Annotated in this window: 23 protein-coding genes; 14 read left to right on the top strand and 9 right to left on the bottom strand. The window is 60.7% G+C overall.

Annotation, left to right across the window (positions count from 1 at the left end; genetic code table 11):
* The first annotated feature begins 18 nt into the window (after nucleotides 1-18).
* From KVT38_RS25480 to KVT38_RS25465, 4 genes are read left to right on the top strand one after another with little or no spacing between them, the layout of a single operon-like run.
* Nucleotides 19-984 carry a 2-hydroxyacid dehydrogenase gene (locus KVT38_RS25480; protein ID WP_217596561.1) on the top strand — a complete coding sequence of 322 codons (966 nt, stop codon included), beginning with the start codon at nucleotides 19-21 and terminating at the stop codon, nucleotides 982-984.
* A 39-nt stretch (nucleotides 985-1,023) separates the two neighbouring features.
* Nucleotides 1,024-1,929 carry a hypothetical protein gene (locus KVT38_RS25475; protein ID WP_217596560.1) on the top strand — a complete coding sequence of 302 codons (906 nt, stop codon included), beginning with the start codon at nucleotides 1,024-1,026 and terminating at the stop codon, nucleotides 1,927-1,929.
* A gap of 27 nt (nucleotides 1,930-1,956) precedes the next feature.
* Nucleotides 1,957-3,072, top strand: coding sequence for a DNA alkylation repair protein (locus KVT38_RS25470; protein WP_217596559.1), 1,116 nt, complete (start codon nucleotides 1,957-1,959; stop codon nucleotides 3,070-3,072).
* Nucleotides 3,069-4,124, top strand: a complete 1,056-nt coding sequence (locus tag KVT38_RS25465; RefSeq protein ID WP_217596558.1) for an FUSC family protein — start codon at nucleotides 3,069-3,071, stop codon at nucleotides 4,122-4,124. Before KVT38_RS25470 ends, KVT38_RS25465 begins: the two co-directional genes overlap by 4 nt.
* A 369-nt stretch (nucleotides 4,125-4,493) precedes the next feature.
* Here KVT38_RS25465 and KVT38_RS25460 read toward each other — a convergent pair whose 3' ends face one another.
* The 5 genes from KVT38_RS25460 to ilvA form a co-directional block, all read right to left on the bottom strand.
* Nucleotides 4,494-4,775 carry a transposase gene (locus tag KVT38_RS25460; protein WP_217596557.1) on the bottom strand — a complete coding sequence of 94 codons (282 nt, stop codon included), beginning with the start codon at nucleotides 4,773-4,775 and terminating at the stop codon, nucleotides 4,494-4,496.
* Between the two features lie 23 nt (nucleotides 4,776-4,798).
* A complete protein-coding gene (locus KVT38_RS25455) occupies nucleotides 4,799-4,942 on the bottom strand; it encodes a hypothetical protein (protein WP_177244180.1) in 144 nt (47 codons plus the stop codon).
* Nucleotides 4,943-5,049: 107 nt separating this feature from the next.
* Nucleotides 5,050-5,691 (bottom strand): TVP38/TMEM64 family protein, encoded by a 642-nt coding sequence (locus tag KVT38_RS25450; protein WP_254639547.1) that lies wholly within the window; start codon nucleotides 5,689-5,691, stop codon nucleotides 5,050-5,052.
* Between the two features lie 8 nt (nucleotides 5,692-5,699).
* Nucleotides 5,700-6,893, bottom strand: coding sequence for an MFS transporter (locus tag KVT38_RS25445; protein ID WP_254639546.1), 1,194 nt, complete (start codon nucleotides 6,891-6,893; stop codon nucleotides 5,700-5,702).
* 107 nt (nucleotides 6,894-7,000) lie between these two features.
* Nucleotides 7,001-8,275: a threonine ammonia-lyase IlvA gene (gene ilvA, locus KVT38_RS25440; protein ID WP_483298191.1), complete on the bottom strand. Its 1,275-nt coding sequence runs from the start codon at nucleotides 8,273-8,275 to the stop codon at nucleotides 7,001-7,003.
* A gap of 210 nt (nucleotides 8,276-8,485) precedes the next feature.
* Here ilvA and KVT38_RS25435 point away from each other — a divergent pair, with 210 nt between their 5' ends.
* The 3 genes from KVT38_RS25435 (at nucleotide 8,486) to KVT38_RS25425 (ending at nucleotide 10,250) form a co-directional block, all read left to right on the top strand.
* On the top strand, nucleotides 8,486-9,058 hold the full coding sequence (locus KVT38_RS25435) for a hypothetical protein (RefSeq protein WP_217596554.1): 573 nt from the start codon (nucleotides 8,486-8,488) through the stop codon (nucleotides 9,056-9,058).
* A gap of 143 nt (nucleotides 9,059-9,201) precedes the next feature.
* Nucleotides 9,202-9,927, top strand: a complete 726-nt coding sequence (locus KVT38_RS25430; protein WP_217596553.1) for an FHA domain-containing protein — start codon at nucleotides 9,202-9,204, stop codon at nucleotides 9,925-9,927.
* 134 nt (nucleotides 9,928-10,061) lie between these two features.
* On the top strand, nucleotides 10,062-10,250 hold the full coding sequence (locus KVT38_RS25425; RefSeq protein WP_090109397.1) for a hypothetical protein: 189 nt from the start codon (nucleotides 10,062-10,064) through the stop codon (nucleotides 10,248-10,250).
* A 554-nt stretch (nucleotides 10,251-10,804) separates the two neighbouring features.
* Here the strand turns inward: KVT38_RS25425 and KVT38_RS25420 are convergent.
* The gene (locus KVT38_RS25420) at nucleotides 10,805-11,539 is read right to left on the bottom strand and encodes a hypothetical protein (protein ID WP_217596552.1); all 735 of its coding nucleotides are present in this window, start codon (nucleotides 11,537-11,539) and stop codon (nucleotides 10,805-10,807) included.
* 425 nt (nucleotides 11,540-11,964) lie between these two features.
* On the opposite strand from KVT38_RS25420, the gene coxB reads away from it, so the two are divergent.
* The 6 genes from coxB to KVT38_RS25390 all read left to right on the top strand — a co-directional run bounded on the left by coxB (nucleotide 11,965) and on the right by KVT38_RS25390 (nucleotide 17,458).
* Nucleotides 11,965-13,038, top strand: coding sequence for a cytochrome c oxidase subunit II (coxB, locus tag KVT38_RS25415; protein WP_217596551.1), 1,074 nt, complete (start codon nucleotides 11,965-11,967; stop codon nucleotides 13,036-13,038).
* Nucleotides 13,039-13,118: 80 nt separating this feature from the next.
* Nucleotides 13,119-14,924: a cytochrome c oxidase subunit I gene (gene ctaD, locus KVT38_RS25410; RefSeq protein WP_217596595.1), complete on the top strand. Its 1,806-nt coding sequence runs from the start codon at nucleotides 13,119-13,121 to the stop codon at nucleotides 14,922-14,924.
* Entirely contained in the window at nucleotides 14,921-15,541 is a 621-nt protein-coding gene (locus KVT38_RS25405; protein ID WP_217596550.1) for a cytochrome c oxidase subunit 3, read from the top strand. The genes ctaD and KVT38_RS25405 overlap by 4 nt, the downstream gene beginning before the upstream one ends.
* A 4-nt stretch (nucleotides 15,542-15,545) precedes the next feature.
* Entirely contained in the window at nucleotides 15,546-15,866 is a 321-nt protein-coding gene (locus KVT38_RS25400) for a cytochrome C oxidase subunit IV family protein (RefSeq protein ID WP_217596549.1), read from the top strand.
* Nucleotides 15,867-15,989: 123 nt separating this feature from the next.
* Complete coding sequence (gene ctaG, locus KVT38_RS25395; RefSeq protein ID WP_217596548.1) at nucleotides 15,990-16,907, top strand: cytochrome c oxidase assembly factor CtaG; 918 nt, start codon at nucleotides 15,990-15,992, stop codon at nucleotides 16,905-16,907.
* A gap of 104 nt (nucleotides 16,908-17,011) precedes the next feature.
* Nucleotides 17,012-17,458, top strand: a complete 447-nt coding sequence (locus KVT38_RS25390; protein WP_483298194.1) for a DUF420 domain-containing protein — start codon at nucleotides 17,012-17,014, stop codon at nucleotides 17,456-17,458.
* A gap of 103 nt (nucleotides 17,459-17,561) precedes the next feature.
* Here KVT38_RS25390 and KVT38_RS25385 read toward each other — a convergent pair whose 3' ends face one another.
* Nucleotides 17,562-18,938, bottom strand: a complete 1,377-nt coding sequence (locus KVT38_RS25385) for a sensor histidine kinase (RefSeq protein ID WP_217596546.1) — start codon at nucleotides 18,936-18,938, stop codon at nucleotides 17,562-17,564.
* Nucleotides 18,935-19,648 (bottom strand): response regulator transcription factor, encoded by a 714-nt coding sequence (locus KVT38_RS25380; protein WP_217596594.1) that lies wholly within the window; start codon nucleotides 19,646-19,648, stop codon nucleotides 18,935-18,937. The genes KVT38_RS25385 and KVT38_RS25380 overlap by 4 nt, the downstream gene beginning before the upstream one ends.
* Nucleotides 19,649-19,807: 159 nt before the next feature.
* On the opposite strand from KVT38_RS25380, the gene KVT38_RS25375 reads away from it, so the two are divergent.
* Nucleotides 19,808-20,518: a hypothetical protein gene (locus KVT38_RS25375; protein WP_217596545.1), complete on the top strand. Its 711-nt coding sequence runs from the start codon at nucleotides 19,808-19,810 to the stop codon at nucleotides 20,516-20,518.
* 160 nt (nucleotides 20,519-20,678) lie between these two features.
* Here KVT38_RS25375 and KVT38_RS25370 read toward each other — a convergent pair.
* The coding region (locus KVT38_RS25370) for an EAL domain-containing protein (RefSeq protein WP_217596544.1) at nucleotides 20,679-20,928 on the bottom strand (250 nt) is incomplete at its 5' end.

Below are 20,928 nucleotides of genomic sequence, written 5' to 3'. Positions count from 1 at the left end.
GAAGAGGAGGAAGCGCTCATGCCCTACCGTTCGAAAGTCGTCATCATCACGGCAAGAGGAAGAAGCACCTTTACCGAGCCCCAGGCCGCGCGGCTGGAGAAGACCGCCGACGTCCGATTTTTCGCGGCGGAAAGCCCGCTTCCGCCCGATACGCTCGTCGACATGCTGAAGGATGCGGACGTATGCGGGCTGACGCCGCGCTCCGTGCCGTCGATCGACGGTACATGGCTGTCGCGCCTGCCGAAGCTGCGTGGCATTGCCGTGTTTGCGACCGGCGTCGATTATATCGATACCGCCTGGCTGAAGGCGCATGGCATCGCACTTAGCCATTTGCCCGAGTATTCCGCGGACTCGGTAGCCGAGCACGCGCTCGGCATGATGCTGACGATGTCGCGGCGCATCCATCTGAGCCAGGATCGCGTGCGCGGCCGCGTGCCGCCCGGCACGAGCGTGCTCGGCTTCGAGCTGCGCGGCAAGTCGCTGGGCATCGTCGGGCTCGGCCGGATCGGCTCGCGCGTGGCGGAGCTGGCCGCTGCCTTCGGGATGCGCGTGCTGGCCTGCGATCCGCGTGAGAGAAGCGCGGCGGGCGTCCGACTGGTCGACCTCGACGAGCTGCTCGCATCTAGCGACATCGTAAGCTTACATATGCCCGCGCAGTGGCAGGGACCAGCCGCCTTCGGCGAAGCGGAGCTCGCGCGCATCAAGAGCGGTGCGACGCTGATCAACGTCTCGCGTTGCGCGCTGGTCGATCCCTACGCGGTCGTACACGCCATCGAAGAGGGCCGCCTGCGCGGCTACGCGGTAGACGACCTGTTTCCGATCGCGGACAAGGACGAGCGTGCCGCCAGGCAGATCGCCGAAGGCCGGCTGCTGCAGACCGGGCATACGGCGTGGTATTCCGTGGAGGTGCTTCAGCGGGGATACGAGACTTGGGTGGACAATATATGCGGACTTGCGACCGGCGAGCCGCTGAATCTGGTATAAGTAGTGGGCAGGAGTTCATTCTGAAAAGGAGGCCGGCGTATGCGAGAATCCAAGCGGGGAGCGGGAGATTCCGTCGTCCCTGCAGAAGCGGGGCGGCTGCCGGCCGCAGGAAAGCGGCTGCTGGCTGCGCTGTGGCTGGCCGTCCTGCTGTTTACGGTCGGCATGCTCGTCGCCGGTTGGCCGCGGTATTGGGTCTATGTCGCCGCGGAGACGACGCCCCAGGCATGGCTCGAGAGCGTGCTGCTCGTGCTGGCCGCGGCGATGGCGGCTCTTAATGCGGTCGTAGCGTCGCTTGAAAAAGGGCTCGCAGCGCCGTTCGGAGAACGCGGCCGCGAAGCGGAAGTAGCGGGAGAAGCGGGGCAAGATGCCCGTGAAGCCTGGGTGTCGGCGCAGGCAGCCCCTTCGGTAGGTCGACGCGGGCGGGGGGCGCGGCAGCTGGCCGACGGGCATTCCGGGGAGCGCGGCGCGAGATTGTCGGCCTGGATCGGCAGGCATGGCGCCTGGGGCTGGACGATTACAGTCGTGGCCTTTATGTGGCTGGCGCTCGACGAGCGGTTCGCGCTGCACGAGCGGCTGCGGGACCGCTATTTGAAGCGGACGGGCATCCGGCTGCTTCCCTGGATGGAAGCGGGAGATTGGCTCATTCCGCTGTACGCGGTATGCGGGCTGGCGGCGGTATGGGCGCTATGGCGACTGCTCGGCAGAGGCGTGGCCGCGCGCGCGTTTTTTACCGCGGGACTGGTGATCGCTTTTTGCGCCGTATCGATGGACACGATTGATATCCGCAGCCTGGGCAAAGACAGCGAGCGGCTGCTGCAGACGATCGAGGAATGCCTGGAGACGGCCGCGATGACGGCGTTCGTATCGGCGTTCCTGTCCGTGCTGACCGGCCGGTTGTTCGCGTGGTATAATAAAACTTCGATTCGGCGGGATATGCGCGATTGATAGCCGACGATAGGAGGAGTTTTGACCGTGGCGGAGCCGCTTAAAAATATATATGACGAAGCTTTCCTAAAAGAGTTCGGCGCTCGGGTGGCCCGTGCGTGGCAGCCGTTCGATACGGAGCGCTTCGTGAGCCTCACGCTCGCGGACGGGTGGGAGGCGCTCGCTCTCAAAGGTCGTATGCGCCGCATTTCCCTGTCGCTGGGCGCCGTGCTGCCGGGAGACTACGAGCGCGCGCTCGATGTTTTGGAGGGGATAGCCGATGAATGCCGCGGCTTTCCTTATTTGTTTTTCCCGGACTTCGTAGAGGTATTCGGGCTATCCCACTGGGACAGGTCCGTGCGCGCGCTCGCGCTGTTCACGCGTTCGTCGTCCGCCGAGTTCGCGGTCCGTCCTTTTATCAAGCAAGACCCGGCCCGCATGATGGCGCAGATGCTGGCCTGGAGCGCCGATCCGGACGAGCATGTGCGCAGGCTCGCCAGCGAAGGCTGCCGGCCGCGGCTGCCTTGGGCGGACGCACTGCCGGCGTTCAAGCGGGATCCGTCGCCGATCCTGCCGATCCTGGAGACGCTTAAGGCCGACCCGTCCGAGTACGTGCGGCGGAGCGTCGCCAACAACCTGAACGACATCTCCAAGGACCATCCTGGCCTGGTGATGGAGCTGGCTGCCCGCTGGCACGGGGACAATCCGCAGACGGACGCGCTGCTGCGCCATGCCTGCCGAGGATTGATCCGCAGCCGGGCCGACGAAGACGCGATGCGCCTCTTTGGCCTGCTGCCGGCGCCGGAAGCTATCGTACGGACATGGTCCGTCACGCCCGAAGCGGCTGCGATCGGCGACGCCGTGACGGTCGCCTATGCGGTGGAGCTGTCGCTGCCCGAAGAGGAGTCGCGCAAGCTCAGACTCGAGCTCGCGGTGACCTACCCGCGCAGCGCGGAGGGGAGCGGCTACCGCAAGCTGTTCCGGCTGGCGGAGCGCGAGATTGCGGGCGGCGCCGCGATCGAAGGGACGCGCAAGCTGTCCTTTAAGGACCTGTCGACCAGGCGCCACTATCCGGGCACGCACACGCTTGCGCTTGTCGTCAACGGCAAAGAGACGGCGACGACGGCCGTGGCGCTGGAGGCCGCAAAGGAGGCCGCGCCTTGACGATCGGAGCCCGCGTATTCAAAACCGGCCTCGCCGTCGCGATCGCGCTGTGGATCGGCAGCTTGATCGGGCTGAAGCTGCCGCTCATCGCGGCGATCGCCTCGGTCGTGATGATCCAGCCCTCGATCTATCGCAGTTGGGTGCAGGTGCTTCAGCAACTGCAGAGCAACGTGCTGGGCGCCGCCGTCGCGATCGCCGCGGTGTGGCTGGTCGGCAGCAGTCCGTTGTCCATCGGCATCGTCAGCGTCTTGGTGATCCTGCTCTGCATTCGCCTTCGCGCGGAAGAGACGATCGGCCTGACCGTCGTGACCGTCGTCGTCCTGATGGAGGCGCATGGACTCGGCTGGCCGCTCGTCATGGACCGGCTGGCGGCGTTGCTGACAGGCATCGTCACGGCCTTCGTCGTCAACATCGCGATCGCGCCGCCCCGCCATCGCGGCCGGTTCGTCGCGCAGGTGAAAAAGTCGCAGACGCAGCTGTCGCTGCTGCTGCGGACCGCGGTATCCAACGAGCTTCGGGAGAACGTGTTCAACCGGGAACTGTCGGACTTGAAGGGGCAGCTGCGCAAGCTCGAGGATGCCTACGACCTGTACGCGGAGGAGCGGGTCGTCCGCAAGGCGCCTCGGGCCGACCGGTCCCGTCTGCTCGTCGTGTACCAAGGCATGCTGAACGCGCTCGAGCGAGGCGTCACGTTGATCGAGGCGGTGGAGGTGCACTACTTTGCCGCGGCTGCGGACGGGGCTTGGCGGCGCGAGATCGACAGCCATATCGAGTCGCTATGCGCCTATCACGAGCATCTGATGTGGAAGTGGGACGGGCTGCTTAAGCCAGGCGCCTCGGCCTCCGCCCCTCCGCCCGAAACGTCCGCGCTGCTCGAGAGCATCGCCTGCTCGGCGGAGATGGAGCGCGCGGACAAGACGCGCCTGGCCGTCGTCGCGTCGGCGATCTACGCCTACGAGGAGCGGCTCCGCCGGCTCGACAAGCTGGTCGAGCATTGGCAGGACCGAAGAGACGGCGCGCCGGAGAATCCTGAGCGACTGCTAGGACTGTAGTTTCGCGTGAGGGGGCGCAGTTGTGCGGAAAAACCGTGCATCTCCATGCGAAACACCCTGTCGGGCAAGTTAATCCACGGGCTCGTGATACGATAGAACGGTGCTGTAAAGGAAAAAGATTACTCTACAGCCTCGCGAACCAGTCTAAAAGGTGCTATAGATAAGGGCAAAAAGTTACTCTGCAGGCTTACCAGCCTTGGTTGCTGCACATTTGCAGGATGGCATCCGCTAGCATCGCCACGACCAAATGCGCGAAATAATGCCGCGCTATCGTCTTATTCGGCCGCCGCACCGCCATCATCTTCCTCGTCCCAATCAAAAAAATCGGCGACCGCCTCCGATATCCGGAGCGATCGCCGATTTTCGTATTCAGCCTTTGGAGCCCCGGTCCACTTGCCTGCGCGGATGCTCGATTTTTTCCTGCTTGTTGACGTCCTTTTCCTTGGGGACCAGGCGCGGGTCCGTCTCGCCGTCGTGGTGGTTGTCGTAGACCGCCTCCACCCATTCCCACTCCGTGCTGCCGACCATCGGATCGGACGGAAATTCGTCCCCGCGTTCGAGCTTCAGCTCGCGGCCCCACTCGTCGCGGTAGATGCCGTCGGATTCGACCTTTTCGCCGGACAACGGCAGCATTTCGTTATTTTCGCTCATCTGAAGTCACCGCCTCGCTGGGATTACTTGCCGTGCTTGCGCATGGCGGAGTGGTCGGATTCGGATTGGAGGCGGCTGGCGGCGTCCTTGCCGGAACCTGTGCGGTCGGCTTTGGACTGCGCTTTTCTGGCCTCGATCTGAGCGCCTGACGGTTGTTCGCCGGACATGGCGATCCCTCCTTCCGGTGATATCGTCGACTCCCGGATAGGTTGCCACGCGCGCGGCGGCATTATGCCGGGCCAGCCGGCGCTCAACTCCCGATCGAACCGGCCCCTTATCCCACGTACCGGCCCTCAAGCCTTTTTCCCGCGAACCACAGCGCGGCCAGGATAACCGCGGCCACGAGCAGCCGCCAGGGCTGGTGGACGAGCGCGTTCAGGTCGTGGCCGAGAAAGCAAAGGGTGAAGATCATGACGGCCTTGCCCATGATAATGGCGGTGACGAACGTATGCGTCGGAATCTTGGAGATGCCCGATGCGATATTAACGACGGCCGACGGAGAGAAGGGCAGGCACGACAGAATAAAAATCGGCGTAAACCCTTTGCGCTCCACCCAGGAGAAAAGGCGCTCCATGCGGGGCATGCGCCTCCGGATGCGCTCTCCGTAGCGGGAGCCGAAGCGGCGAGCGAGCAGGAAGACGAGGATCGCGCCGCAACTGGCACCGATCCAGGAATAAAGGAAGCCAAGCCATAGTCCGTAGGACAAGGCATTGCCCACGACGATGACGATGAGCGGCAAAAAAGGCAACAGCGACTCGGCCAGGGGCAGCAAGATGCCGGGCAGCGGCCCGAGAGCCGAGTAGCGGTCGAGCAGCGCCTGAATGTCTTCGAGGCTCATGCCTTTTAGATAAGTCATCCACTCCTGCCAGCGCGTGGCGGCGAATGCGGAGATGCTGTCGGACAATAGCTGAAGCATAGATTACCTCACATGCGCTGTGCGGGCTTTTCCCCGCGGAACAGGCGGAATGGGAACAGCAGGTAGATGACGCCGATGACGGCAAAAATGACCGCCGTGCTCAGGACGACGGACGGCTCGCCGAAGCCTGTGGCCGCGAACCCGCCGATGATCGGCCCGAGCAGGCCGCCGACGCCTTCGACGGCGGAGAGTACGCCCCAGCCGAGGCCCTTCTGCTCAGGCGGCACGTAAGCGGCCAGCAGCGCGTTCCAGGCGGGTAGCACGGCTGCGTAAGATAACCCCAGCGTGACGGCCCATATAAAGGCGAGCACGGTCACGGGCCCGAGCGTCAAGCCGTAGAGCGCCACGCCGAACAGGATGAAGCCGACGACGAGAAACCACTTTTTGCCGAGCCTGTCCGACAGCCTGCCCATTGGGATCAGCCCGAGCGCCGTAAATCCGCCGCCGGCGAGCAGAAGAAGCGTATACTGCCAGGAAGCCATCCCGAGATGATCTTTTACGAAGCTGGGCAGGATCGGTTGCAGCATGCCGGCCGCCAGCGTTTGCAGGATCATACCCGGCAGCAGCAGCCGCATGTCCTTCAAGTGCGTGCCGAGCACGGCTAATTGCTTGCGAAAGGGAACGGCCGCCACTTCGGCATGCGCTTCCCTCGGGATCATCAACGAGAGCAGCCAGGCGCCGGCGGATACGAGCACCATGATCCAGTAGCTCGCGCTCTCGCTGTGAACGAGCACCAGATTGAGGACGACCGGACCGGAGCCGAGCCCGACGAGCCAGATCATGTACAGGAAGCCCATCTGGGCGCCGCGGCTCTCTTCCTTGACCTTGGTCAGGCAATAAATCCAGATCGGCGAGATGCCGAGTCCGTACAGCCCGGCGGCCGAGATGAACATCCAGGGCACGTCCGCCCAACCGATGAGCGCCATTCCGACCAGCGAGGCGAGCAGCCCGATATTGATAATCTTTTTGACATGAAATCGATGAACGAGATAGCCCATCCCCAGCTTCAGCGCCGTGTCGATCAGGTAGTGGGCCGTTATGGCCGCGCCGATGACATCCAGATCAAGGCCCAGCGTCTCCTTGCCGTAAATGGGCAAAAAGCCGATGAGCGCCGCCCCGCGCACGAACTCTACCAGATACAGGATGATGGCCAGCAGCGATATTTCTTTCGTAAACAGCGATTTGATCGAAGCCGTCTTCAACGGAATTCTCCTTTGAAGCCCTCTGGCGCACAAGCGGCGGGCGGGATGCATGACCTCACCATTATAGCCATAATTTGCATGCGATCAAAGTCGCGCCCAGGGTCCGTTCAGATCAGCAAGTTGAACAGCAGCGGGTCCTTGTTCAGCTCCGCGTACCGGAATCCCTTGTGATTCATCCGCTCGATCAGAGGGCCGTAGTCGTCCCGGCTCTTGAGCTCGATGCCTACGAGGGCCGGGCCGTTTTCCTTATTATGCTTCTTCGTGTATTCGAATTGGACGATATCGTCGTCCGGCCCGAGCACGTCGTCGAGGAACTCTCTGAGCGCGCCGGAGCGCTGCGGAAAGTTGACCATGAAATAATGCTTGAGCCCCTCGTAAATCATCGACCGCTCCTTGATCTCCTGCATGCGGTCGACGTCGTTGTTGCCGCCGCTCACGACGCAGACGACGCTCAGGCCGGCCAGCCTGTCGGCCAGCATCGGCAATGCGGCGACGGTCAGGGCGCCGGCCGGCTCGGCGACGATCGCATGCTCGTTGTACAGCTCGAGGATCGTCGTGCATACCCGGCCTTCCGGCACGACGATCACCTCGTCGAGCAGGTCGCGACACAGCGCGTACGTGAGATCGCCCACCCGCTTGACGGCGGCGCCGTCCACGAACTTGTCGATCTCCTCGAGCGGCTCGACTTCGCCGCGCTCCATCGCGGCCAGCATCGAAGGCGCGCCCTCGGGCTCGACGCCGATGATGCGCGTATTCGGACTCACGGCTTTGACGTAGGAAGCGACGCCCGCGGCGAGTCCGCCGCCGCCGACGGTTACGAGCAGCACGTCCACCGGCTCCTTGCACGCCTCCATGATTTCTTTACCCACCGTTCCGTTGCCTGCGATGATGCGGGGATCGACGAAGGGATGCACGAACGTCATGCCTGTCTCGCGCACCGCCCGCTGGGCTTCGGCATAGGCATCGTCGAACGTGTCGCCGATGAGCCTGACCTCGACTTTGTCCCCGCCGAACAGCTCGACCTGACCGACCTTCTGGCGCGGCGTTGTCGCGGGCATGTAGATGATGCCGGGAATGTCGAGCGCGGCGCAGGAATAGGCGACGCCCTGCGCATGGTTGCCCGCGCTCGCGCAGATGACGCCGCGCTCGCGCTCCTCCGCGGACAAGCCGGAGATCAGATTGTAGGCGCCGCGAATCTTGAAGGAGCGCACGACCTGTTGATCCTCCCGCTTCAGGTGAATCCGGCAGCCGTGCTTGGCCGACAGCCGCTGGTTGAACTGCAGCGGGGTGGGAGATACGACGCTGCGGAGCGTGTGGGCCGCGAACAATATATCCTCCATACGGATAGAGGCGGGGGCGCTGCGGGGTAATGAGTCTGACAACGTCATCATCTTCCTTCCTGATCCTAAATGAAGAGCCGCCCCCGAAGGGACGGCCGGCTGAAGCGCGGGCAGGGCGCCGAATCCGCGCGATGATCGAACCCTGTCCGACGTTTGAATTACTTAATGTTATACTCTTAAGCAGGGATGCAAGTCAATGCAAGCGTGGCGCGCTATGCCCGCGCGAAGTTCCGTCCGGAGGAGGGCTTACCTTTGAAAAAGCTGCTGTTCGCGCTCATCGCCCTCGTCGTGCTCATCGCGGTCGGGAGCGTCATCTTATTTCAATTGATCAAGCCGGCCGAGCGTCTCGATCTTTCCTACGAAAAGGTCGATCTCGAGAAAAAGGCGGTGGAGATGCTCAAACGCGTTTCGACGGAGCTGGTGCTGTCCGAGGCCGACGTCAACAATCTCGCCAAGGAATCGATCGCGCAAAATCCGATGTACAGTCCCGACGTGCGGATCACGGGCGCCCGGTTCCGCCTGCTAACGGACGACCGCTTGGCGGCAGACGTGAATCTGAAGATCAGGGAGCGGATTCCGGTCGGGCTGACGATCGTATATCGGCTAAAGTGGGCATCGCCCAACTTGATCGCAGAGGTCCAAGGAGCTTCGCTCCGGGGCGTGAAGCTGCCCGCCGACGGGTTCGAGGACGTCGTCATCCCGCTGGGCGACGAGCTGCCCAAGGTCGTCAAGATCAAGGACATATCGTCGGACGCGAGCGGACTTCACGTATCCTTTCGCGCGCCTTCGGCAAGTGAGCTCCGCGAGCTGATCGGCGGCCTTTAACAAGGCTGCCGATCTCTTCGGGCCATCCGGGCAAACATTGAACGGGCCGCCGAATCAAGCTATAATCGAGATCATAAGCGGTATTAAATAATAAACTTGCGCATACGCATTAGTAAGCGTTTACATGACTAGGAGGAGCCGCCATGAAAAGAAGGTCCGGCCGCCGCGCCCTGCCGGCCGCCGCGCTGGCGCTCGCGGCTGCGGCATGGCCGGGCCTGAAGGCGGAGGCGGCGCCGGCCGCCGCCCAAACGGCCGCCGAACGCTTGGAGTCGCAGGGCATGCTCCCGCTTCTGGCCGCCATGGCCATCGGCATCGCCGTATCCGTGATTGCGGTGTTGGCGTTTCTGCAGATGACTTCGCGGGGTAAGAGTACGAAGGAGGACGAGTCCAGGCCCGCGAATTCGGACTTGTCTGCCTCGAACCAGGCCGTTCCCGGCTACGAAGACGAGCGGCAAGAGGGCGATGAGGCTGCCTATACGATCCCGCTCCGAAGCCTGAGCGACGCATCGGACAAGTCCGGGCGGCGCAAGGCTGCGATCGCTGGCGCCGGCGTGCCGCGGCTTGTGGGCGTCGCGGGTCAGTTTGCGGGCGTTAGCTACAGCCTGGCGGACAGGCCGCTTGCCATCGGCAGGGACGGCCACCAATGCGAGCTTGTTTATCCGGACGGACATGCCGAGATCAGCCGCAAGCATTGCACGGTCAGCTACGATCCTTCGCGCGGCATTTTTTCGCTGGTCGACCACGGCTCATCCAACGGTACATATTTGCCGGACGGCACGCGGCTGGCGGCGGGGGATCGGCGAGAGCTCAAGGCGGGCGATCGATTCAGCTTGCCGGGCGGGGAACAATGGTTCGAGGTGGACGTCTGAAGACGGTTTTTCTGTTAAACCTCTAGTCGAACTGGTATAATGAGACGAACGGGAAGTAAACATCTAAATATGGGCAGCCGGGCGTCAACTCTGTACGAATCTTGCGGGAAGTTTCCGCCGGGAGGGATTATGGCATGGCAAAGCGCGGTCATAACGAAGTTCAGGAGAGTCTGCAGGAACTAACGAGAATTTTTCGCCCCAAGGATCCGCGCAAGTTCGTGAAGGACTACATCCGGAAATACAGAATCACCGGCGGCTATGAAGATGAACTTACCGTTATCGTTGAACGCGAGCTGATGAGAATCAATTCATCCGCTTCCTGACCACCGATTTTTCGCAAGGCCTCTTTGACTCGGGGCCTTGTTTTTTTATGTCGCGGCGCTTTGCGCTTTTTTTCCAGATCGCTCATGCGGATCAGCTCCCCTTCAAGTTTGGTCCCGATTATCGTACCCACACCTTGGAATGCCAACCAACCGAGCAATCGCCTTTGCGAAGCCGGACTTCGGGCGCGCCGACATTCAGCTCGTGCCGCGAGCGGAGGCTGCAGGCATGTGGTAGCCAAAAAAAGGATTCAAAACTCGCCCTTGCTCGGCTCCGCAGTGGCTGCTCGGCCTCTTCGGCGCGGAGTTGTGCGATGAAATCGCATAACTCAGCCACAGCTCGGCTTTTCTGCGCGACTTGTGCGATAAAATCGCATAACTCGGCCACAGCTCGGCTCTTCGGCATGAGTTGTGCGATAAAATCGCATAACTCAGCCGCTTCTCAGCTCTTCGGCGCGGAATTGTGCGATAAAATCGCATAACTCACAAATAAATAAAATACGGGCCGCTGCAGAAATGAGGCTCTCTGCGCAACCCGCATTCAACGTGTCCGTTGTTCATTCGTGCCCGCTCCTGCCGCGCGCCGTCGGCTCGGGCACAGGCAGCGGCACTTCGTCGCCCGCCGCGAACATATACTTGGCCAACCTGTTGAAGCTCGGCGTGAGCGGAGCGAGCGGCTGCCCGTCCCAGGACGCTTTGGCGTAGCCGAGCAGTTGGTTCATGTATTCCATGTTGGCGGAGATGTGGACGCCGTTCACGTTGGGCGCCATCTTGCGCACCTCATTTGCCAGCGTCTGCCGGAATTCGGTCGACAGATCCGAGATGTCTTTATGCGAAAAGGAGGAATTGTACGGCGTCACGATTTTCGTCAAATCCCATGACGTGCTGCCAGTATCCACGTTATAGACACCTTCGGTGGTGCCGGTATTGTCCTGGTCGCGCGAATCCCGGCCGCCGCCGTGCGAGCGGACGCCCGTTGCGGTCAGATCGGTCGAGATGCCGACGTAGGCGTTTTTGTCGGTCAGCATGACGATGGCGTTGGCGACGCCCGGCACGTTGGACAAGCGATAGGAGAGAGCCGAGCTGTACTCGAAATAACGGTTGTCGTGCGCGCGCGGATCGGTGACGACATGGCTGTAGGCGCGAACGCCGGACATTTTAGGATCGTTCGCCGTTCTGCTGCCGTAATCGTTCGCGCTTTGCTGATGATGGGCTTTGTAATTGCAGCCGCCCAACGCTGCCGTCAGCGCGGCCGCGAGCAGCAGTGCATGGGCGCAACGGCGCTTGTTCATAACCGGCTCCTCCTCGGAATCTGGATGCGATGCGACTAGTGTTCGCCGCCGCCGCAAAAGTATGCCGCGCCAGCGTACATAAAACAAGCCGACAATGGTAAAAGCTGATGGAAAGGGCTGCGGCCCGACATCGGGAGACCGGGAGGGCTTGTGGACGAAGAAAGCCTTTGCACGAGGGGGCGCACGACCTCCGAAAACGCAAAATTGAGCCTTGAAACCCTTGCGGCGCAACGATTTTGACAGTTTTGAGAACAATTTGTGAACTGTTGTGTGAACATTGACAAACTGTCGTGCCAATCTTTATATTTATTAGAGGGTTTAGGCACGTGCGTGAACAAAGTTCGACATCGCGCAACACATGGATCGCCGCCGCCACAGTCAGAGAAGAGGGCGATCCGTGATTATGTCAAAGTGGGGATGAATGGATGATGAATCGGTGGCGCGTATTAAAGCGTTTGCTTCCGCTCATGGCCGGCATGGCGCTATTGCTGTCGGCGTGCGGTAGGGAGGATCTGTCGACATTGAGCCCCAAGGGGCCGGTGGCGCAAAAGCAATTTGACCTGATGACGCTCTCGATCTCGATCATGGCGCTTGTCGTTGTCGTCGTGTTTGCGATCTGTATTTACGTACTGATCCGCTTCCGCCGGCGCAAAGGCGACAATACGGTCCCGAAGCAAGTCGAAGGGAATCACACGCTGGAGATTATCTGGACGGTCGTTCCGATTATTTTGCTGCTCATTCTGGGCGTCCCGACGATCAATACGGTTTTCGGACTGTCCAAGGACTATTCCAAGGATCCCGAGGCGGTGCAGGTGACCGTCACTTCTCACCAGTACTGGTGGGAGTTCGAGTATCCGGAATATGGCATTAAGACCGCGCAGGAGCTGATCGTGCCGACGGGCCGCAAGATTCAGTTCAAGCTGGCGTCCGGCGACGTGACGCACGCCTTCTGGATTCCTTCCATCGGCGGCAAGATCGATACCAATGCAGGTCTTGGCACCACGAACAAGCTGTACCTCGAGTTCCCCAACGAAGGCGTGTTCAGAGGCAAGTGCGCCGAGCTCTGCGGCCCTTCTCACGCTTTGATGGACTTCAAGGCGAAGGCCGTCAATCAGGCTTCGTTCGACCGCTGGGTCGCGGCGATGAAGGAGCCGGTCTCCATGCCGGCGGACGAGAACGTCAAGGCGGCGTTCGAGAGCAAGTGCCTGACCTGCCACGCGATCGGCGAGACGAACGCAGGCAGCGCAGCGCCGAACCTTACGGGCGTCGGCAGCAGGCTCACCGTCGGCGGTATCCTCTACAACGACGAGAAGTCGGCCGAGGAGAACCTCAAGGACTGGATCGCCCACGCGCAGACGATCAAGCCGGGCAACCAAATGCCGGACGTCAGCACGAACGTGAAGTACGGACCCGGCAAGGGCACGACGGCGACCGGCCTTACGGAAGAAGAGCTCGACGGCATCGCGAAGTATCTGGCCGGCCAAAAGCTCGAATACTAATACTCTAGCTTCTGCGGGGAATGAAGGAGGACGCGGCTTTGGCTGCACACGCGCACACGGTCAAGCGATATCGCGGCTTGATGGACTGGCTGACGACCGTCGACCACAAGAAAATAGGGATTCTGTACTTAATCGCCGGCGGTTTGTTCTTCCTGGTCGGCGGCCTTGAGGCGGTCCTGATCCGGATTCAACTGATTAAGCCCATGAACGACTTCGTCGGGGCGGATACTTTTAACCAACTGATCACGATGCACGGTACGACGATGATCTTCCTGGCGGCGATGCCGATGCTGTTCGCGCTCATGAACGCGGTCATCCCGCTGCAGATCGGGGCTCGCGACGTTGCGTTCCCGTTCCTGAACTCGCTCGGCTTCTGGACCTTCTTCGCCGGCGGCGTTCTGTTGAACATCAGCTGGTTCGCCGGCGACATCCCCGATGCGGGCTGGACATCGTACGTGCCGCTGGCCGGTCCGACGTATGCCGGCGGCCACGGCGTCGATTACTATCTGATGGGTCTGCAGATTGCCGGTATCGGCACGCTGCTCGGCGGCATCAACTTTATGGCGACGATCATCAACATGCGCGCGCCGGGCATGTCCTTCATGCGCATGCCGATGTTCACCTGGACGATCTTCATCACGTCCGCGCTGATCGTTTTCGCTTTCCCGGTACTGACGGTCGGCCTCGTCGCGCTGACGTTCGATCGCCTGTTCCAAGCGAATTTCTTCGAGACGGGCAACGGGGGCAACGCCGTGCTCTGGGAACACATCTTCTGGGTGTTCGGTCACCCCGAAGTTTACATCCTGATTCTGCCGGCCTTCGGCGTCATCTCCGAAGTCGTCAGCACCTTCTCGCGCAAGCGGCTGTTCGGCTACAGCTCGATGGTATTCGCGACCGTGCTGATCGCGTTCCTCGGCTTCATGGTCTGGGCGCACCATATGTTCACGACGGGCCTCGGTCCGGTCGCGAACGGCTTGTTCTCCATCGCGACGATGCTGATCGCGGTGCCGACGGGCGTCAAGATTTTTAACTGGCTGTTCACGCTGTGGGGCGGATCGATCTCGTTCACTTCCGCGAGCCTGTTCGCCATCGGGTTCATCCCGACGTTCGTCATGGGCGGCGTCACCGGCGTCATGCTGGCTGTCGCGCCGGCGGACTTCCAGTATCACGACACTTACTTCGTCGTCGCTCACTTCCACTACGTTATCGTAGGCGGATTGATCTTCGGCATCTTCTCCGGCCTTCACTACTGGTGGCCGAAGATGTTCGGCCGGGTGCTGAACGAGAAGCTGGGCAAGGCGACCTTCTGGACGTTCTTTATCGGCTTCCACTTGACCTTCTTCATTCAGCACTTCCTGGGACTGATCGGGATGCCACGCCGGGTATGGACGTACCTGCCGGGCCAAGGCTTCGACACGATGAATGCGGTCAGCACCGTCGGCGCGTTCCTGATGGGCATCGGCACGATTATCTTCGTCGTCAATGTCATCGTCAGTTCTGCGAACAAGAAGCCGGTCGCGGACGATCCGTGGGAAGACGGCCGCTCGCTCGAATGGTCGATTCCTTCGCCGCCGCCGGAGTACAACTTCAAGCAGCTTCCGCTCGTGCGTTCTTATGACGCATGGTGGAACGAAAAGCAAAAAGGCAATACCGAAATGCCTCCGGCCGAGCCGGTCGGGCCGATCCACATGCCATCGCCTTCGATTCTCCCGCTCATCATGAGCATCGGATTGTTCGCTGCGGCGCTCGGCTTCATGTACGATCACCTGATCGTTGCGATCGCAGGGCTTGTCGTCACCTTCGGAAGCATGTTCTGCCGCTCCGTGTTCGACGATCACGGCTTCCATATCGAGCCTGAGGAGCAGGAGAAAGGGGTGCACGCATGAGCGCACACGACCATCACTTAGACGGACACCTTCCTCATGAGCCCGAAAAGGCGACGTTAGAAGGCCGCAATAAAATTCTTGGCTTCTGGCTGTTCCTCGGCGCGGAGACGGTTCTGTTCGGAACCCTCTTCGCGGCGTTCATCGCGCTTCGCCATCAGACGCTCGACGGTCCGACGCCGGATCATCTGTTCGAGCTGCCGATGGTATTCGCGGCGACGATGATCCTGCTCGTGTCGAGTCTCGCGAGCGTGTTCGCGGTTCAGGCGCTGCACCAGCACAAGGTCAAGGCGATGATCGTCTGGCTGATCATCACGATCCTGCTCGGCCTCGGCTTCCTCGGACTTGAGATTTACGAGTTCAACACGTACGTGTCGGAAGGCCACAAGCTGACGACGAGCGCATTCAGCTCCTCGTTCTACACGCTGGTCGGCTTCCACGGCGCGCACGTCGCATTCGGCGTACTTTGGATCGGGCTGCTCATCGCCCAGATTTTCAAGAAGGGCCTTACGGTCGTCACCGCTCCGAAGATCTATGTGTCCGCCATTTACTGGCACTTCATCGACGTCGTTTGGGTATTCATCTTCACCGTTGTATACCTGATGGGAAAGGTGGGTTAACCTCATGGCCAACGACCATTCGGCAGCCGCTTCGGAACCCAAAAGACGTCACCGGCACGAAGGACCGCAAAAGCATGTCGTCGCGTTCGTCCTGTCGCTCGCGCTTACGATCATCGCCTTCGCGGCGGTATCGGCCGGCGAGATCAACACGACGTTCACGTACATCATCCTCGTGTCCATGGCGCTGCTGCAAGTATTCGTACAGCTTGCTTTCTGGATGCACTTGAAGGATCGCGGACATCTGTTCGCGACGATGGGCATCATCTTCGGAATCATCGTCGTCTTCACGATGGTGATCATGGCCCTTTACTGGGTTTGGTGGTAAAATAACAAGAACTGAAGAGAGGCGGGCCTACAAGCCGCCTCTCTTTTTAACGGTTCAGGCAATTTGCATCGTTAATCGTGTCGCGCTTGATCGATCGGGATGCGATCGAAAGGAGGAACTGCGATGGGAATGGGATTGGAATATTTCTCGTTCGCCGACCTATGGAGCCCGGTTATGATGATCATTGCTTTATTGATCGTCATTTTGTATTCGCTCGTTACGGGACCCTGGCGGGAACGGTTCGATCATAGCGAGCCCGTCGCCAAAAAGCGGCAAGCGGCATTTATTGCAGGCATCGCGCTGCTTTATTTGGCGCAGGGCGGCCCGCTCAGCCTGATGGGCCACCTCATGTTTACTTTTCATATGACGGCGATGGCGATTTCTTATTTTATCGTGCCGCCGATGTTGATTTACGGCATACCAGCCTGGCTATGGAAGTCCATTTTTTCCAAGCCGTTCTGGAGGCCGCTGCGGTTTATCATGAATCCGCTCCTCGGGCTGTTCGCGTTTAACCTGCTGTTCTCGGTGTACCATATGCCGGCCAACCATGACTGGATCATGACACATTACGTGGTGCATGGCATCTACTACTTCGTAATGCTCGGCGCAGCATTGATCAGTTGGTGGCATGTGATGTGCCCGGTCGCCGAATGGAGCAAGCTGACCAATTTGCGCAAGCTCGGCTTCATTTTCCTGAACGGCCTGCTGCTCACGCCGGCGTGCGTCCTTATTATATTCGCGAGCACGCCGCTGTTCAGCGTCTACAACGACCCGGACACATGGGCTAAAGCGATGGGCTATTGTATCGCAGGCGACCCGTCCGCATTTTTGTCTCAGTTTAAGGGTGGACCGGCCTTTTTCAGCCTGCTCAAGCCGATCGACGACCAGCAGCTGGGCGGCATCATCATGAAGCTCCTGCAGGAGTTCATCAACATCGCCGCGCTGTACACCGTCTTCATGCAGTGGTACCGGAGAGAGCGCGCGCAGGACGACGATCCCGCGTTCGACCATGCTTCGTCAAGCCGTTTGAACAATGTGTGAAGTGGGGCCGTACTCAATTGAACTGGGGACAAAGGCAGGTTACAATGGGAGCAGTTGTCCAACATTTATGGAGCAGGTGAGCCCACTTGTCGAGCTATACCATTATGCCGACGATCAGTACGAGCTTTATCGCGCTTAGCGCCATTCTCGTCGCGATCGGCTGGAACCTCATTATCCGGGGCAAGCGAGAAGCCCACAAGAAGACGATGATCATGGCTGCGATCGCGGCGATCATTTTCTTCATCATCTACGTATCCCGTACGATTTTCGTCGGCAATACCGAGTGGGGCGGACCGGATCATCTCAAGACGATCTATTTGATATTCCTGCTGTTCCATATCACGCTGGCGATGGTCGCGGCCGTATTCGGCATCACCACGCTTGTGCTCGGCTTCAAGGAAAAATATGCGAAGCACCGCCGGTGGGGCCGCGTGACGGCCGTCATTTGGTTCATTACCGCGATTACGGGCATTACCGTTTACGTGCTGCTGTACCTGCTCTATCCGGGCGGCCATACGAAGCCGGTCATCGACGCCATCTTCGGGTGGTAGACCCAGCCGGCCGGCTTGTCCCATCCGATCAGCCAAACGAGAAGGAGCTGTACCCCGAAGTCGTCTTGACGACAGAGATACAGCTCCTTTGTTTTGCGCGGCCTCAGGCTGCCGTCTGCGGAAAGCTGAGCGAGATGACGGCTCCGCCGGATGCCTGATTGCCCGCGCGGATCAAGCCGCCGCAGCGTTCGACGATCGCGCGGGAGATGGCGAGGCCAAGGCCGGTCTCGCCGTCCTTGCCCTTGACGAATCGGTGAAACAAATGGGGGAGCAGCGTATCCGGGAAGCCTGCCCCATCATCGAGCACCCGGATGACGACCAGGCCGTCTTCGATGCCGGCTTCGATCACAATGCACCGAACAGCATGGCGTGCGGCGTTGGACACGACGTTAAGCAGCGCCTGCAAAAGCTTGTCTTTGTCGGCCATAATCGCAAGCTCGTCCTTCGCGTCGGCTGCGCAGACGATGTCGAGGGACAGCCCCCGCTGCGCAAGCAGCGGATTGATCCGCTCAGCGACGCCGGTCAGCAGCTCCTGTACGCGGACGAAGATCGGCTGTACGATGTCCGCTTCGCTGTCGAGCTTCGCGAGCAGCGTCATTTCCGTGACGAGCTTCGTCATCCGCCCGCTCTCGTTCACGATGATGTCGAGCCCCTTGCGGGCACCTTCGCCTTCGAATATGCCGTCGCGGATGCCTTCCGCATAGCCGGCGATCGACATGAGCGGCGTCTTCAGCTCGTGGGAGGCATTTTGGAAAAATTGCTTCTGCACCCGGCTGTATCGCTCCAGCTCCCCGGCCAGATCGTATACGGTCCGCGCGACAGCGCCGATCTCTCCGCCGGCCGGGACGAGACGAACATCGGCGAACCGCCGTTCATGCACCTTCGCGAGTTCGCGCCGCAGCTTCATCAACGGACGAATGAGCTTGCGGGTAATGAGCAGACTGAGCAGCACGGCTACCGCGCCGCCGACGCCCAGCACGATCAGCAGCCGGCCGAGCAGCGCGCGTTCGATCGCATTGATCTTGCTAATCGGGGTGCGCAGTGTAAGTGTGCCCTGGGGGACCGGGTCCGTGCGGACCAGATAGCCGCTGCTGATCTGCACGCCCGAGGGGTTAAGCTTGATCATCGCGTCCTTGGCCGATAGAGCCGTCGCGGAGAGCGCCTGCACGGAAGGCGTTAGCGACACCGATCCCGTATTGCCGCTGACGATATGACCCTCGTCATCCGAGACAAAAGCCTCGACGCCGACAGGCAGCGCGACGGCTTGATCGAGAGAGCGTGTCGTACCGGTTACGCCCGCCGCGGGCGCGGCCTGGAGCTGGAGCGTGGTGGCGATGTTGGAGGCCATTGTGCGGAGCTCCTGCTTTTGCTCGCCCATAAAATGATCGATCAGAACGAGATGAATGACCAGCGCCGTCATGCCCAATACGAGCACGAGCAGCGCCCCGAATGCCAGATTGATCTGATGCAGCAGCTTCATGGCTGAATCCCTCCGTCCGCTCTTAAGCGATAGCCGTGCCCCCATACCGATTCAATCGGGAGCTGCTCGGCTTTTTTGCGCAACCGCTTGATCAGATGATCGACGGCTCTATCGCTGCCGAAGTAATCGTCGCCCCACACCAGCATGAGCAGCTCCTCCCGCGTAAACGCGCGATTGGGATGCTCCGCCAGCACCTGCAGCAGCGTATATTCCTTAAAGGTCAGCTCCAATTCGGCGCCGCCCCAATAAGCGCGCCGTTCCTCGGGATACACGCGCAAGGAACCGACTTCGACGACGATCGGCGCGGCTACCGGCGCAGCCGTCTCGTTCGCGGCATGAAGCCGGTACCAGCGGCGCAGCTGACGCTTCACCCGGGCCACCAGCTCGCGAGGACTGAAGGGCTTCACCAGGTAGTCGTCGCCGCCCAGTTCGAGTCCCAATATTTTGTCGACCTCTTCGTCCTTGGCCGAGATCATGATGATCGGCACTTCCGCGTCGCTGCGGATGCGCCTGCACAGCTCGTACCCGTCCATGCCCGGCAGCATAATATCGAGCACCCAGAGATCCGGCGGGCTGCTCGTCCACAGCTCCCATGCCTCTTCCGCGGAACCCAGGCCGACGGTGCGATAATTTTCTTTGATCAGATAAGCCTCGACGAGATGCCGGATGTTCGGATCGTCGTCCACGACGGCAATCGTATATTCGTTGATAGGAAGGACCTCCCCGGCCAAGCGATAGGTTCATTATAACAAGTCCGTTCCGGAGCTGGGTGCGTGCCATCGTTTTTCCACAATTCCACCAATCGGATGCCACATCCGCGTCCTAAAGTAGGAGGTGCAACACAAACCAGAAGCAGGAGTGATCCAACGATGAAAAGCAAGCCATTGATCGCCAAAATCGCCATCACCGCAATGGCCGTCGCCGCACTGGGCAGTCCAGTCGCCGCTTTTGCGGCGGCCGGACCTGCGTTATCCGCGCAGTATGCGCTCTCCCAGGCGCCGCTGTCCCAGGTACAGCTGTCCCATTCGCCGGCCAAGCTGTCGCTGGAAGGAGGCGCGAAGCCGGTCTCGTCTGCCGCGATCCTGCAGCTGCCCGATCCGATCGAGGTCGCCGCGAAGTATGCGCCGGACACCGTCGAGGAATGGAAGAAGACGCTGGACAGCTACAACAAGCTCGTGCCGGTCAAGACGCTGACGTTGTCTGCCGCCGCTCTGCCCGCTTCGGGTTCGACCAGATCTGCGCAGCCTGCTCCTAATCTTGCTCTTGCTCCTGCGACTGCGAATGCGACTGACGTCGTGATCCGGAAGGGAAACCTGGGCGAGGCGGAATCAGTAACGCTTCAGATGGTCAAGGCGGTCGAGGGAGACGTGTTGAAGGCAACGACGACGGCAACACTTGCAGACGGTCCTGGCATAAAGGTGGCTTCCGCTGCGGCACCGGCGGGAGACGGCATCTTTCAAAGCCGCATCGCGTTGGCTCAAGCCGTCGCGAAGGACGATGCGGAGAAGATCAAGCAGACGCTCGACAAGCTGCTTGGGCAGTACAAAGCGGCCATCGCGGAGCTTCAGCAGGCTAAGTAAGTAAGGAAAGCAACCTTGCAAACGTGATCGGTTAGCGGACAAGTTTAGAGATAGACCGCCGGCCGTTCGGCGGGGACAAGCCCGGGCCCTCCGAATGCCAAACAGCCGTACGACTTTCCCTATGCATAAGGGAGCCGTGCGGCTGTTTGATTTAGTAGTCTTAGCGAGCGCCCCCGTCGATGATAAAACGCTCGACGTCGAAGGCTTTGAGCGGCTTGCTGATGTAGTAGCCTTGCATCTCGTCGCAGCCTTGCTGCGCGAGAAATTCGGATTGGGACTCCGTCTCCACGCCTTCGGCAACGACCTGCAGGTTCAGGTTGTGCGCGAGCGAGATGATCGTCGCCACGATGGACCGGTCCTTCGTCTCCGAATGCATCTGACGGACGAACGACTGGTCGATCTTGAGCCGG

The sequence above is a fragment of the Cohnella sp. GbtcB17 genome (genome assembly GCF_019091135.1).
Classification (GTDB): Bacteria; Bacillota; Bacilli; order Paenibacillales; family Paenibacillaceae; genus Cohnella.
This window is presented reverse-complemented; position numbering and strand designations above follow the sequence as displayed.

Bases quoted from the DNA above. Each gene is read 5' to 3' on its own strand.
- KVT38_RS25455 (WP_177244180.1), bottom strand. From the start codon at position 4,942: ATGTCCGGCGAACAACCGTCAGGCGCTCAGATCGAGGCCAGAAAAGCG.
- KVT38_RS25390 (WP_483298194.1), top strand. From the start codon at position 17,012: ATGCCGACGATCAGTACGAGCTTTATCGCGCTTAGCGCCATTCTCGTC.
- KVT38_RS25405 (WP_217596550.1), top strand. From the start codon at position 14,921: ATGAGCGCACACGACCATCACTTAGACGGACACCTTCCTCATGAGCCC.
- KVT38_RS25420 (WP_217596552.1), bottom strand. From the start codon at position 11,539: ATGAACAAGCGCCGTTGCGCCCATGCACTGCTGCTCGCGGCCGCGCTG.
- KVT38_RS25450 (WP_254639547.1), bottom strand. From the start codon at position 5,691: ATGCTTCAGCTATTGTCCGACAGCATCTCCGCATTCGCCGCCACGCGC.
- KVT38_RS25475 (WP_217596560.1), top strand. From the start codon at position 1,024: ATGCGAGAATCCAAGCGGGGAGCGGGAGATTCCGTCGTCCCTGCAGAA.
- KVT38_RS25480 (WP_217596561.1), top strand. From the start codon at position 19: ATGCCCTACCGTTCGAAAGTCGTCATCATCACGGCAAGAGGAAGAAGC.
- ctaD (WP_217596595.1), top strand. From the start codon at position 13,119: ATGGACTGGCTGACGACCGTCGACCACAAGAAAATAGGGATTCTGTAC.
- KVT38_RS25400 (WP_217596549.1), top strand. From the start codon at position 15,546: ATGGCCAACGACCATTCGGCAGCCGCTTCGGAACCCAAAAGACGTCAC.
- KVT38_RS25430 (WP_217596553.1), top strand. From the start codon at position 9,202: ATGAAAAGAAGGTCCGGCCGCCGCGCCCTGCCGGCCGCCGCGCTGGCG.
- KVT38_RS25425 (WP_090109397.1), top strand. From the start codon at position 10,062: ATGGCAAAGCGCGGTCATAACGAAGTTCAGGAGAGTCTGCAGGAACTA.
- coxB (WP_217596551.1), top strand. From the start codon at position 11,965: ATGATGAATCGGTGGCGCGTATTAAAGCGTTTGCTTCCGCTCATGGCC.
- KVT38_RS25385 (WP_217596546.1), bottom strand. From the start codon at position 18,938: ATGAAGCTGCTGCATCAGATCAATCTGGCATTCGGGGCGCTGCTCGTG.
- ctaG (WP_217596548.1), top strand. From the start codon at position 15,990: ATGGGAATGGGATTGGAATATTTCTCGTTCGCCGACCTATGGAGCCCG.
- KVT38_RS25375 (WP_217596545.1), top strand. From the start codon at position 19,808: ATGAAAAGCAAGCCATTGATCGCCAAAATCGCCATCACCGCAATGGCC.
- KVT38_RS25460 (WP_217596557.1), bottom strand. From the start codon at position 4,775: ATGAGCGAAAATAACGAAATGCTGCCGTTGTCCGGCGAAAAGGTCGAA.